General features: G+C 55.1%; 15 protein-coding genes. 10 read left to right on the top strand and 5 right to left on the bottom strand.

Annotated elements, in window-relative coordinates; all coding sequences use genetic code 11:
• Complete coding sequence (locus ACXIZX_RS16875) at positions 1-354, top strand: gamma-glutamylcyclotransferase family protein (protein ID WP_101762883.1); 354 nt, start codon at positions 1-3, stop codon at positions 352-354.
• A gap of 53 nt (positions 355-407) precedes the next feature.
• Here ACXIZX_RS16875 and ppa read toward each other — a convergent pair whose 3' ends face one another.
• The 3 genes from ppa to ACXIZX_RS16860 form a co-directional block, all read right to left on the bottom strand.
• Positions 408-938, bottom strand: a complete 531-nt coding sequence (gene ppa / locus ACXIZX_RS16870) for an inorganic diphosphatase (protein WP_007892166.1) — start codon at positions 936-938, stop codon at positions 408-410.
• Between the two features lie 100 nt (positions 939-1038).
• On the bottom strand, positions 1039-1488 hold the full coding sequence (locus ACXIZX_RS16865; RefSeq protein ID WP_008103576.1) for a DUF441 domain-containing protein: 450 nt from the start codon (positions 1486-1488) through the stop codon (positions 1039-1041).
• A 70-nt stretch (positions 1489-1558) separates the two neighbouring features.
• Positions 1559-1972, bottom strand: a complete 414-nt coding sequence (locus tag ACXIZX_RS16860) for a lysozyme inhibitor LprI family protein (RefSeq protein WP_479404613.1) — start codon at positions 1970-1972, stop codon at positions 1559-1561.
• 169 nt (positions 1973-2141) lie between these two features.
• Between ACXIZX_RS16860 and ACXIZX_RS16855 the strand changes: the two genes are divergently transcribed.
• A complete protein-coding gene (locus tag ACXIZX_RS16855) occupies positions 2142-3713 on the top strand; it encodes a methyl-accepting chemotaxis protein (RefSeq protein ID WP_479404612.1) in 1572 nt (523 codons plus the stop codon).
• A 66-nt stretch (positions 3714-3779) separates the two neighbouring features.
• On the opposite strand, the gene fbp is transcribed toward ACXIZX_RS16855, so the two are convergent.
• Positions 3780-4787, bottom strand: a complete 1008-nt coding sequence (fbp, locus tag ACXIZX_RS16850; RefSeq protein ID WP_008103565.1) for a class 1 fructose-bisphosphatase — start codon at positions 4785-4787, stop codon at positions 3780-3782.
• 166 nt (positions 4788-4953) lie between these two features.
• Here fbp and mpl point away from each other — a divergent pair, with 166 nt between their 5' ends.
• Positions 4954-6309 carry a UDP-N-acetylmuramate:L-alanyl-gamma-D-glutamyl-meso-diaminopimelate ligase gene (gene mpl, locus ACXIZX_RS16845; RefSeq protein ID WP_479404611.1) on the top strand — a complete coding sequence of 452 codons (1356 nt, stop codon included), beginning with the start codon at positions 4954-4956 and terminating at the stop codon, positions 6307-6309.
• 86 nt (positions 6310-6395) lie between these two features.
• On the opposite strand, the gene yjgA is transcribed toward mpl, so the two are convergent.
• The gene (gene yjgA, locus ACXIZX_RS16840) at positions 6396-6938 is read right to left on the bottom strand and encodes a ribosome biogenesis factor YjgA (protein ID WP_008103560.1); all 543 of its coding nucleotides are present in this window, start codon (positions 6936-6938) and stop codon (positions 6396-6398) included.
• Positions 6939-7053: 115 nt separating this feature from the next.
• On the opposite strand from yjgA, the gene pmbA reads away from it, so the two are divergent.
• The 7 genes from pmbA to ACXIZX_RS16805 all read left to right on the top strand — a co-directional run bounded on the left by pmbA (position 7054) and on the right by ACXIZX_RS16805 (position 11586).
• Positions 7054-8394, top strand: coding sequence for a metalloprotease PmbA (pmbA, locus tag ACXIZX_RS16835; protein ID WP_008103558.1), 1341 nt, complete (start codon positions 7054-7056; stop codon positions 8392-8394).
• 73 nt (positions 8395-8467) lie between these two features.
• A complete protein-coding gene (gene cybC, locus ACXIZX_RS16830; protein WP_061720170.1) occupies positions 8468-8857 on the top strand; it encodes a cytochrome b562 in 390 nt (129 codons plus the stop codon).
• 253 nt (positions 8858-9110) lie between these two features.
• Positions 9111-9449, top strand: a complete 339-nt coding sequence (locus ACXIZX_RS16825) for a glycine dehydrogenase (RefSeq protein WP_008103555.1) — start codon at positions 9111-9113, stop codon at positions 9447-9449.
• 17 nt (positions 9450-9466) lie between these two features.
• Complete coding sequence (locus ACXIZX_RS16820) at positions 9467-9823, top strand: SFCGS family glycine-rich protein (protein WP_008103553.1); 357 nt, start codon at positions 9467-9469, stop codon at positions 9821-9823.
• A gap of 2 nt (positions 9824-9825) precedes the next feature.
• Positions 9826-10122, top strand: a complete 297-nt coding sequence (locus ACXIZX_RS16815; RefSeq protein ID WP_479404610.1) for a DUF4312 family protein — start codon at positions 9826-9828, stop codon at positions 10120-10122.
• 27 nt (positions 10123-10149) lie between these two features.
• On the top strand, positions 10150-10926 hold the full coding sequence (locus ACXIZX_RS16810; protein WP_007892190.1) for a DUF4311 domain-containing protein: 777 nt from the start codon (positions 10150-10152) through the stop codon (positions 10924-10926).
• Between the two features lie 12 nt (positions 10927-10938).
• The gene (locus ACXIZX_RS16805) at positions 10939-11586 is read left to right on the top strand and encodes a DUF4310 family protein (RefSeq protein WP_008103548.1); all 648 of its coding nucleotides are present in this window, start codon (positions 10939-10941) and stop codon (positions 11584-11586) included.
• The last annotated feature ends 55 nt before the right edge of the window (positions 11587-11641 follow it).

Raw genomic sequence — 11641 nt, 5'->3', positions numbered from 1 at the left:
ATGCGAATAATTGTCTATGGCAGTTTACGGCGCAAACAGGGAAACAGTCATTGGATGACGAATGCGCAGTGGCTCGGCGACCATCAGATTGTGGGGTTTGATCTCTACAATCTGGGTCACTATCCGGGCGTGGTAGAAGGAGAAGGCAGCGTCTATTGCGAGGTGTATCGCATTGACGCCAGCACGCTTGGCGAACTTGATGCCTTGCGCACCAAAAATGGCGAATACAAACGCCAGCTTATTCAGACGCCTTACGGCAGTGCCTGGCTGTATGTCTATCAGCGCTCAGTCGCGGGTCGCACGCATATCGCGAGCGGTGACTGGTTAAGGCGAGATGGCGAAACAGAGGCATAAATAAAAACACCGTCCAATGGACGGTGTTTTTTTATGCATGGCAGAAAAGAGGCTTATTTCTTCTGCGCGCGCTCGTAAGAGGCGATGATTTCAGCTTTGGCCGCTTCTGCGTTGTCCCAGCCATCAACCTTCACCCATTTGCCTTTTTCCAGATCTTTGTAGTGCTCGAAGAAGTGGGTGATCTGCGCTTTCAGCAGTTCTGGCAGGTCGTTCACATCTTTGATGTGATCGTACTCTTTGCTCAGTTTGGTGTGCGGAACCGCAACCAGTTTGGCATCTTCGCCAGACTCGTCGGTCATTTTCAGCACGCCAACGGGACGGCAGCGGATCACTGAGCCCGGCACCAGCGGATACGGGGTTGGCACCAGCACGTCAACCGGATCACCATCCAGAGACAGCGTGTGGTTGATGTAACCGTAGTTGCACGGATAGAACATGGCGGTAGACATGAAACGGTCTACAAACAGGGCGCCAGACTCTTTGTCGACTTCATATTTGATCGGATCGGCATTAGCCGGGATCTCAATGACAACGTAGATATCTTCTGGCAACTCTTTACCTGCAGGCACCTGGTTCAAACTCATCTGGCTTTCCTTCATTAGTCATATGTTGAGTGACGGCTATTATAGCCAACTGACTCTGAAAGTATGCCCCCTTTTTGGCGTTTCGGAATGCTCCAAGGCGCTACTTCGCCGTGACAAACAGCGAGACGATCCCCGCAGCAATCAGTGGTCCGACCGGCACACCACGGAAGAAGGCCACGCCAATCACCGTACCAATCAACAGCCCACCAATCACCGACGGCTGCACGCTCATAAAGTTCACGCCGCGTCCGCCGAGCCAGGCGACAAAAACGCCCACCACAATCGCGATAATCGATTGCCAGTTGGCGAACGATTTCAACAGCGAAGAAGCCGGCAGCGTGCCGCTGGCCAGCGGCGCCATCACCGCAACGGTGAGGATGATGATGCCGATCTGAATGCCCTGTTTTTCCACATAGGGAAAGAATTGCGACAGCGGAGTGAGCTTAATCGCCAGCAGGATCAGAATCGAAATGGTAACGGCGCTGTTATGAACGAAATAGCTGAGGACGGCGAGGCAAACAAGAATGATGGTGGAGGCATAAGCAGCCATGGTTTCTCCCTGCAGATTAATGGGCGCGCTGGCCGATGCCAGCGCTAAGCGTATTAAACGCTTACATTAATCAACAATCGTCGGGGTTGGTGCAACTGCCTTTGTTAATTGATTGCAACATCAGCGCCTGATTGCGCACCAGACTCACGCCCTGCGCACCGACCGATAGCGCGGCCATCGTGCCCTGGCTGCTAACAAAATAGCTGCGGCTGGCATCCAGCCAGCTGTCGCGATAAGTCAGCCACGCGCGCTGGGCGTTGCGCAATTTGTCTTTAGGCGCGCCGGTTAATTTTTTCATCGCTTGGGTGTACTGCGCGTTCATCTCTTTATCCCAGGCTTTATTGGCCGTGCCGTAGCATTGAGACATGCCGGCGGTGCTGGATTCCTTATTCAGACACTGCTCGAGCTGCTGATCGATAGGATTTTGTTGCGCTGCAGCAAAACCACTGACCAACAAACACGCCATCGGGAGCCATTTTTTCATCGTTTCAATCCTTAAATTTTGCTGGGGCAGAGTTCAGTAAAAGTGAAGTCTGAGTGATCGTCAGCCAATTGACCATCAACAATGGATAAAGTTTCCGCGATCAACTGCCGATAATCTTTCCGTTTTAGGGCCAGCGGATTTCTGCCTTTTCTTGCAAACGGGGATAATCATGTTCAAACAGCTATCAATTCGTACTGCATTACTCACGCTTTTGGCTTTTATGACGCTGCTGCTGCTGGCAGTCAGCGCGATGGGCATCTCGGCCATCAACGCAGGCAATCAATCACTGGATGCGCTCAACCGCATACAGGGAATTGAGCTCAACGCCTTGTATCAAAGTCGTTCCGAACTGATGCGCGCTCGCGCCAACGCTGCATTGGCGGTGCGTAAAATTGAAATTGGTTTACTGGATGACGGCGATGTTGTCACCAAACAAACCCAGGCGGCAGTAGAAAGTTCTCATAAGTATTTGCAGGCCTTTGTGGACGCCGGCACGGTCACCGCTCACGGCAAAACGCTGGCTGACGCCGTCGTCGCGACCTACAACGCGTACGAGAAAGAGGGCATCACGCCGATGATTGATGCCCTGAAAAAGCAGTACACCGATGAGTATTATCAGGTGCTGGAAGGCAAACAGTCGGCGCTGGCGGCCAGTTACTCGAAAGCGGTGAATGATTTCAGCGTCTACGCCAATGAAGTCTCGGCGGCGCGTCTGGCGCAGGCCGCGCATGATGAGTTGCAGCTGAAGATTCTGATTGGCGTTTCCGTGGCGCTGACCTTGCTGCTGATTGCGCTGGCCTGGCAACTGCTGCGTCGTCTGCTGCTGCGTCCACTCGACGGCGCAATTCTGCATCTGGAGCAAATTGCGGCGGGCGATTTATCACAGCCGCTGCCAGCCGCCGGAAAGAATGAGTTAGGTCGTCTCAATCAGGCGCTGGCGAATATGCAGCTGGCGCTCAGCAGTTCGGTCAGTCAGGTACGTGAAGCCAGCTTGCAGATTGATGTGGGCAGCCGCGAGTTAGCGGCTGGCACCGTGCATCTTTCCCAGCGTACCGAAGAGTCAGCCGCCTCGCTGGAGCAAACCGCCGCCAGCATGGAACAGCTCACCGCCACCGTGCGTCTCAATGCCAGTAATGCCAAAGAGGCCAATCAGCTTGCCAGCAATGTCTCTGACAGCGCCGATCGTGGTGCCGAAGTGGTTGGCTACGTGATGGAGAAGATGCAGGAGATCACCCAAAGCTCCAATCGCATCGGCGACATCCTCAGCGTGATTGATGGCATTGCCTTCCAGACCAACATCCTGGCGCTGAATGCTGCGGTTGAGGCCGCGCGTGCAGGTGAACAAGGGCGCGGCTTCGCCGTGGTTGCCAATGAAGTGCGCACGCTGGCCGGTCGCAGCGCTACCGCCGCCAAAGAGATCCGCGAGCTGATTGCAGAATCGCAGACGCGGGTGCAAGAGGGCAGCGATATGGCCACGCGCGCCGGTGAAACCATGGATGAGATCTCCAGCGAAGTGATGCGTGTCACCACGCTGATGAAAGAGATCTCCATCGCTTCGGAAGAGCAGAGTCGCGGTATCGAGCAGGTGAATCAGGCGGTAACGCAGATGGATGAAGCCGCGCAGCAGAATGCCGCGTTAGTCGAAGAGGCCAGCGCCGCGACGCAATCGCTGGAAGCGCAGTCGCAGCAGTTGCAGGATTCGATGGCGCAATTCCGCGTAGTAGCGGCTCAGCCTTCGTAGGGTGCGTATTTATGCGCAGCAACAAAAAACCCGCACGGAGGCGGGCTTGTTATAACTCAACTTAACTTACGCTGAATGGTCGTCCGGATATTCACGGATGAAGCGTTCAACGTCGCCCACCATCGCGTCGTTGCCGCAGAAGAACGGGCAGCGCTGATGCAGCGTTTCTGGCTGGATGTCGAGGATGCGATTAGCACCATCGCTGGCTTTACCGCCCGCTTGCTCCGCCAGGAAGGCCATTGGGTTGCATTCGTACAGCAGACGCAACTTGCCTTTCGGATGGCTGGCAGTGCTTGGGTAAAGGTAGATGCCGCCTTTCAGCAGGTTACGGTGGAAATCGGCCACCAGCGAACCAATGTAGCGCGAGGTATACGGGCGCTTGGTGGCGATGTCTTCTTCCTGACAAAACTTCAGGTATTTCTTCACGCCCTGCGGGAAGCGAATGTAGTTACCTTCGTTGATCGAGTAGGTGTAACCCTTCTCCGGGAAGGTCATGCGCTCGTGGCTCAGGCAGAAAACACCCAGCGACGGATCGTAAGTAAACGCATGCACGCCCACGCCGGTGGTGTAAACCATCATGGTGGAAGAACCGTAAACCACGTAACCCGCTGCAACCTGCTTGTTGCCCGGCTGCATGAAGTCGGCTTCGGTGATTGGCGTACCCGGCTCGCTGATGCGATGGTAGATAGAGAAAATGGTGCCGACGGAAACGTTAACGTCGATATTTGAAGAACCATCCAGTGGATCCATCAACACAACGTATTTGCCATTCTCTGAGCCTTCAAAGATGACGAACTCGTCTTCTTCTTCCGACGCGATACCGGCCACCACGCCGCGCGCTTTCAGGGCGGCTTTCAGCTTTTCGTTGGCAAACAGATCGAGTTTCATCTGCTGCTCACCCTGCACGTTTTCCACGCCGCTGGCACCCAGAATATCCACCAGACCCGCTTTGTTGATGTCGCGGTGGATAATTTTAGCGCCAAGCTTAATGGAAGAAATCAGCGCCGTCAGTTCACCTGTGGCGTGTGGAAAGTCGTGTTGCTTCTCGACGATGAATTCGCCTAACGTTTTCATAACACATTCCCTGCATCTACGATGGAGTGGCAGCAGCTGTAACAAGCTACCAACGTATGAGCGCAGTTTAGCCGATTGAACTTTAAAAACCATAGTCCTAATCCGTTTCTTCCCTCTCAACTCGGCGTTACACTGTGCGCCGAACTTTTGAGTAATGGATCTCTTTATGCGTATTCACATCCTCGGGATTTGTGGCACTTTCATGGGCGGACTGGCGATGCTGGCACGCTCGCTGGGACATGAAGTTACCGGCTCAGACGCCAATGTCTATCCGCCGATGAGCACGTTGCTGGAACAGCAAGGCATTGAATTGACAGAAGGTTACGATGCCAGCCAGCTCGATCCGCAACCGGATCTGGTGATCATTGGTAACGCGATGACGCGCGGCAATCCTTGTGTGGAAGCGGTACTGGAACGCAACATTCCTTACCTCTCCGGCCCGCAATGGCTGCACGATTTCGTACTGCGCGATCGTTGGGTGCTGGCGGTGGCGGGAACCCACGGCAAAACCACCACCGCCGGCATGGCAGCGTGGATTCTCGAGGCCTGCGGCCTGGAACCGGGCTTTATCATCGGTGGTGTGCCAGGAAACTTCGAGGTTTCGGCAAAATTAGGAAAAAGTCCATTCTTCGTCATCGAAGCGGATGAGTACGACAGCGCGTTCTTCGACAAGCGTTCCAAGTTTGTGCATTACTGCCCGCGCACACTGATCCTCAACAACCTCGAATTCGATCACGCGGATATTTTTGACGATCTGCGCGCCATCCAGAAGCAGTTCCATCACTTGATCCGCATCGTCCCGGGCCAGGGCAAGATCCTGCTGCCGGAGCACGACAACAACATCAAGCAAGTGATGGCGATGGGCTGCTGGAGCGAGCAGGAAAGCGTGGGCGATAACGGCCACTGGCAGGCGAAAAAGCTGACGCCGGACTCGTCACATTGGGAGATCTGGCTCGACGGCGAGAAAGTTGGCGAAGTGAACTGGGCGCTGGTGGGCGAGCACAACATGCACAATGGCCTGATGGCGATTGCGGCGGCGCGTCATGTTGGGGTGAAACCGGTGGATGCGGGTGAAGCGCTGAGCAGCTTCATTAATGCCCGTCGTCGTCTCGAACTGCGTGGTGAAGTGAATGCCATCAAGGTGTACGACGATTTTGCTCACCATCCGACTGCGATTCTCGCCACGCTGGCGGCGCTGCGCAGCAAAGTGGGCGGCACGGCACGCATTCTGGCGGTGCTGGAACCGCGTTCAAATACCATGAAGATGGGCGTGAGCAAGAACGAGTTAGCGCCATCGCTGGGTCGCGCCGATGAAGTGTTCCTGTTCCAGCCGCACCATATTCCGTGGCAGGTTTCCGATGTGGCCGAGGCGTGCATTCAGCCGGCGCAGTGGAGCGCGGATATCGATACGCTGGTGGAAATGGTGGCGAAGAAAGCCCAGACAGGCGATTCGATTCTGGTGATGAGTAACGGCGGGTTTGGTGGTATTCACCAGAAACTGCTGGAGCGGTTAGGGCGGTGATTGTGCGGTGGCCATAAATGGCCACCCTACAACAGGACATCGTAGGGTCGGCATTCATGCCGACCTTTTTCATGTCCGCAGAAAGCTTAAGCTTCTGCCAGCTCGCGCAGATACTGGAAAATCAGGCGGGCGGATTTTGGTGGCTTATTGGTGGCTTTCTCTTTCTGCGCGTTGCGGATCATGCTGCGCAGTTGCTGACGATCGGCGTGCGGATAGAGGTTAAACACCTCAGCGACCGCGTCATCACCTTGCTCGATCAAACGATCGCGCAACATCTCCAGCTTATGGAATAGCGCAACCTGCTGGTTGTGACGGTTCTTCAGCTTATCCAGCGCCTGACGAATCGGATCTTCATCGCGGGCACGCAGCATCTTACCGATCAGCTGCAGCTGACGGCGGCGGCCTTCTTTCTTGATGCGCTGCGCCAGTTCAATCGCGTCGCGCAGTTGTTCGTCGAGTGGAATCTTGTCGAGGGAGTTTTTCCCCAGATCAACTAACTCGGCGCCAAGGCGTTTCAGCTCTTCGGCATCGCGTTTAATTTCGCTTTTGCTGACCCAGATAATCTCTTCGTCTTCTTCGTCATTATTATCCGGCACATCGTCGAGCCAGTCATCGGGCTGCTTGGTCATCTCTTGGCTCCCAAAAAAAAGAGGCTAATCCTACCAGTTTATCGGGCGACTGCGAAATTGTTCTCTGAGTCTGATAGACTCAAACAATTCATACTTAAGATTAGACGGCAGGTCGATGAACGTATCTACTCAGGTTGCAGAACAACGTAAAGTGTTGGAACAGGCTGTCGCGCAGGCATTGGAACTGGCAAAAGCCAGCACCGATGGCGCTGAAGTGGCGGTCACGAAAACCACCGGCATCGGCGTCAGTACCCGCTATGGCGAAGTGGAAAACGTCGAATTCAACAGCGATGGTGCGCTCGGCATCACCGTCTACCATCAAAACCGCAAAGGCAGCGCTTCTTCAACCGATCTCAGCCCGGATGCGATCAAACGCACCGTGCAGGCGGCGATCGACATTGCGCGCTACACCTCTGTGGATCCGTTCGGCGCACCGGCCGATCCCGAACTGCTGGCGTTTGAAGCGCCGGATCTCGATCTCTACCATCCGTGGGAGATCGATGCCGATCGCGCTATCGAACTGGCCGCTCAGGCAGAACAGGCTTCATTACAAGCTGACAAGCGCATCACCAATACCGAAGGCGGCAGCTTCAACAGCCACGTTGGCATCAAAGTCTTCGGCAACAGCCACGGCATGTTGCAGAGCTACTGCTCAAGCCGCCATTCGCTCTCCAGCTGCGTGATTGCAGAGCAGGACGGCAACATGGAACGCGATTACGCGTACACCATTGGCCGCTCTTTTGACGATCTGAAAAGCGCCGATTGGGTCGGTGCCGAGTGCGCCCGCCGCGTGCTGGCACGTCTGGCGCCGCGCAAGCTCTCGACCATGAAAGCGCCAGTGATCTTCGCTCCGGAAGTGGCGACCGGTTTGTTTGGTCATCTGGTGGGCATGATCAGCGGCAGCAGCGTCTACCGCAAATCGACCTTCCTGCTCGATTCGCTCGGTAAGCAGATTCTGCCGGAGTGGCTAACCATTGAAGAGCATCCGCACCTGCTGAAAGGCCTCGCGTCCACGCCGTTCGACAGCGAAGGCGTGCGCACCCAATCGCGTGACATCATTAAAGATGGCGTGCTGCAGAACTGGCTGTTAACCAGCTATTCGGCGCGCAAGCTGGGCTTGCAGAGCACCGGCCATGCGGGCGGCATCCACAACTGGCGTATTGCCGGCCAGGGCCACAGCTTTGACGACATGCTGAAGCAGATGGGCACCGGTTTAGTGGTAACCGAGATGATGGGCTCTAGCATCAACGGCATGACCGGCGACTATTCACGCGGCGCATCCGGTTTCTGGGTGGAAAATGGTGAGATTCAATATCCTGTGAGCGAGATCACAATCGCCGGTAACCTCAAGGATATGTGGCTCAATATGGTAACCGTCGGTAACGACATTGAAACCCGCAGCAATATACAATGCGGTTCGGTGCTGCTGCCGGAGATGAAAATCGCCGGACAATAAGAGTCATCGCTTTCTGAAAGCAGCCCGCAAGGCTGCTTTTTTTTTGGCCCGACAATAATAAAAGGAAATACCAATGCGTAATAAGCATGTGATTGCAGTGTTGTCGTTATCGCTGTTGTTCTCCTCGGCTAGCGTGTTTGCGGCCGATTTAGAAAAAGATATGGATGCGCTTAAAGATGGTCTGAGCGTGGTGAAGAAAACCTCCGACGCGCAGGAAATGCATACTGCATTGGGTAAAATGCGTCAGGCGGCGACGGATGCTAAGCAATCCACGCCGGAAAAACTGGAAGGTCAGGCAGCCGATAGCGCGCAGATCAAGGATTATCACGCCGGTCTGGATTCTCTGATTGCTCAGATCGATGTGGTCGATCAGCTGGCGCAAGCCAACAAGCTGGACGAAGCCAAGGCCGAAGCGAAGAAACTGGAAGATATTCGCAACGCTAACCATAAGAAATTCCGCTGATAAACCGGCCAGCCCTGCGGCTGGCCTTATTCCTTCTTGCCTCCTCACCGCTTTAATCCATGTAAATCCATCATTTCTCGCATTTTGTGACCGGTTTCGCACACTTCGTGCGTCCTGAGATCTGGCGCACACTCGCCCGTGGGATTTCCACTTTGAGGTGGAAAAGATGCGTCTCAACAGCCTCCAGCGGAAAGCGTAATTTCTTTTCAACGCGAATTATCTGTAATTGTACGCTGTAAACAGGAGTAACAAGGTGAGGAGTGAAGCTGTCCCGCTGAAACAGAGCACGCCGGAAGCGATTCAGGCGCTGGCGGATAAGGTGTTAAGCCAAATAGCAGCGATCTACGCCGCGCATCACATCGAAGCCAACGCCGTGCAGCAGCAGATGCTGGCTTCGCATGTCCGGGCGATGGCATCGCGCTCCCTGACGGGCGAAGCGCTGCCGGAAGTAGAAGCTGAGCTGTTTGAAGATATCTCGCCGGAAACCATGGCGCTGGCGCAGCAGGTGGTAGATCTGTTTGGCAATCTGCCCAAAGAGGAAGCCTGGCTGTTATCCGTACATATTGAAGTTGCACGTGCAAACGAAGCTTAAATTTTAAGGAATTCAACATGGTAACTGTAGTGATTGGCGATCGTCTGGGTAAAGGTCAGAAAGTAGCTGCGGGCATCGAGAAAGCCGGTGGTCGTGCGGTGGTGGTGCCGGGCGTGGCAGCCGACATGAAGCTGGGCGACGTAATGAAAGCGGAAAACGCTGACTTCGGCATCTCCTTCTGCGGCAGCGGCGGCGCCGGTGCGATTACCGCGCAGAACAAATATGGCTACAAAGCCAAACACGGCATGCGTTCGATTGACGAAGGCGTTACCGCCATCAATGAAGGTGCCACCGTGCTGGGCTTCGGCTTTATGGATAAAGAAGAGCTGGGTGAGCGTCTGGTGCAGGCCTGGACTAAAAAACACGGCAGCTAAGTATGAAACAGCAATACGAGACGCAGGTAACGGTGCAGGGCAAAGGCGACAGTAAATCAAAAGCCTTTGCCGATGCGCTGAGCAAGGTGCAGCAGCAAGTGCTGCGCACCAGCCAAAAGATTCTGTTGCGCATTGAACCCATGGATGTGCGGGTGCTGCGCGCGCAGGAAAGCGTGCGCAAGGAAAAATTCTTGTTCTTCTTCCTCGCGCGTGAGCGACGCAATTACAGCGTTGAGCTGGAAATTACCGTCAGCGTCACTGTGATCGACACCGACAAGGTGGACTTCATAGCGACTTAATAAAAACGACAACAAGGGTACGACGACATGTTTTTAATCATTTTGTTTAAGTCGTTAATCATTGGTGGATTGGTTGGCGTCGGGGTGGGAGCGGGCGCAGCGCGCATGTTCCACGCACCGACCACGCAAGGTATGGGCGCGTTCCGTACCTTGGGTGAACTCAATTCCTGTGAAGGCGATCCAGCATCGCACTTCTCCTTTGGTCTCGGCTTCTTCTTTAACGCCTGGGCATCATCCGTTGCAGCGGGTTCTTTCACGCAAGACGTCGATCACCGCATTTTGCCGAACTGGGGCGCGGCGGCATTGATGGTGAAAAACCGCAACGTGGCGGAAACGCTGCACAACCCGAAACGCATGGCGATTGCCTGCGGCATTATCGGCATGATTGTAGTGGCCTTCCTTAACAGCACCGCATCTGCAGTTCCGGCGGCCTTGCAGGTCACCGCAGTGAAAGTGCTGGTGCCGGCAGCGAACCTGCTGGTGAACACCGTGATGCCAGTGATTTTCTGGCTGGCAGCGATTGATGCCGGTAAGAAATCCGGCTTCTGGGCCACCATCTTCGGCGGCCTGGCGCAGCTGATCATGGGTAACGCCGTACCGGGTTTGGTGCTGGGTATCCTGATCGGTAAAGGTGTGGAAGAGAGCGGCTGGAACAAAGTCACCAAGGTGATGATGTTTGCCATCGTGCTGCTATTTGCTTTGAGCGGCTTCTTCCGCGGTTTCGACATGAAACTGCTGCAATCCTTCCAACTGGGTATTCCGGGCTGGCTGGATATGATTCACAACAGCGTCAGCGGCAAATAAGGAGCCATCAGCATGAACGAAACCGAAAACAAAGGGTTCTGGTACGCCGACTGGTCTTTCCCGATTTTTGTTGGCCTGCTCTCGTCCGGCGTGTTTGCCGGTACGCACATGTATTACCTGTACGGCATTGGTGCTTTTAACGAAGTGGCGTTTGTCTCGATGCTGCGTTCCGGTATGGAAACCGGCGTGTACGGCGCGGTGGCGGCGTTCGGTGCCAGCTTCCTGTTCGCGCGCATCATCGAAGGTTCGCTGGTGGGGATTCTCGATATCGGCGGCGCGATCCAGACCGGCGTCGGCCTTGGCGTACCTGCGCTGCTGCTCGGTGCAGGCATCGTGTTCCCGGTCGCCAACTTCGCCGCTTCACTGGCCACCGGTTTGGTGGTGGGCTTAGCGATTGGTTATCTGATCATCCTGGCGCGTAAGTTCACCATCAATCAGAGCGACTCAACCTACGGCGCAGACGTGATGATGGGCGCGGGTAACGCATCAGGCCGTTTCCTCGGGCCGTTGATTATCTTGTCGGCTATGGCTGCGTCGATTCCGATTGGTCTCGGTTCGCTGGTGGGCGCGCTGCTGTTTTACCTGTGGAATAAGCCGATCACCGGCGGCGCGATTTTGGGCGCGATGGTGTTGGGTGCGATGTTCCCAATCTCTCTCTGATGCTGGACGGTCGCCATGAATGGCGACCCTACGGCGGGTTGGAGCGATTTTCGTA

The organism is Candidatus Pantoea symbiotica, assembly GCF_056491525.1.
Note: the sequence above shows the minus strand (reverse complement) of the source record. Positions and strands in the feature narration are given on the sequence as shown.

Bases quoted from the DNA above. Each gene is read 5' to 3' on its own strand.
- ACXIZX_RS16875 (WP_101762883.1), top strand. From the start codon at position 1: ATGCGAATAATTGTCTATGGCAGTTTACGGCGCAAACAGGGAAACAGT.
- ppa (WP_007892166.1), bottom strand. From the start codon at position 938: ATGAGTTTGAACCAGGTGCCTGCAGGTAAAGAGTTGCCAGAAGATATC.
- ACXIZX_RS16865 (WP_008103576.1), bottom strand. From the start codon at position 1,488: ATGGCTGCTTATGCCTCCACCATCATTCTTGTTTGCCTCGCCGTCCTC.
- ACXIZX_RS16860 (WP_479404613.1), bottom strand. From the start codon at position 1,972: ATGAAAAAATGGCTCCCGATGGCGTGTTTGTTGGTCAGTGGTTTTGCT.
- ACXIZX_RS16855 (WP_479404612.1), top strand. From the start codon at position 2,142: ATGTTCAAACAGCTATCAATTCGTACTGCATTACTCACGCTTTTGGCT.
- fbp (WP_008103565.1), bottom strand. From the start codon at position 4,787: ATGAAAACGTTAGGCGAATTCATCGTCGAGAAGCAACACGACTTTCCA.
- mpl (WP_479404611.1), top strand. From the start codon at position 4,954: ATGCGTATTCACATCCTCGGGATTTGTGGCACTTTCATGGGCGGACTG.
- yjgA (WP_008103560.1), bottom strand. From the start codon at position 6,938: ATGACCAAGCAGCCCGATGACTGGCTCGACGATGTGCCGGATAATAAT.
- pmbA (WP_008103558.1), top strand. From the start codon at position 7,054: ATGAACGTATCTACTCAGGTTGCAGAACAACGTAAAGTGTTGGAACAG.
- cybC (WP_061720170.1), top strand. From the start codon at position 8,468: ATGCGTAATAAGCATGTGATTGCAGTGTTGTCGTTATCGCTGTTGTTC.
- ACXIZX_RS16820 (WP_008103553.1), top strand. From the start codon at position 9,467: ATGGTAACTGTAGTGATTGGCGATCGTCTGGGTAAAGGTCAGAAAGTA.
- ACXIZX_RS16815 (WP_479404610.1), top strand. From the start codon at position 9,826: ATGAAACAGCAATACGAGACGCAGGTAACGGTGCAGGGCAAAGGCGAC.
- ACXIZX_RS16810 (WP_007892190.1), top strand. From the start codon at position 10,150: ATGTTTTTAATCATTTTGTTTAAGTCGTTAATCATTGGTGGATTGGTT.
- ACXIZX_RS16805 (WP_008103548.1), top strand. From the start codon at position 10,939: ATGAACGAAACCGAAAACAAAGGGTTCTGGTACGCCGACTGGTCTTTC.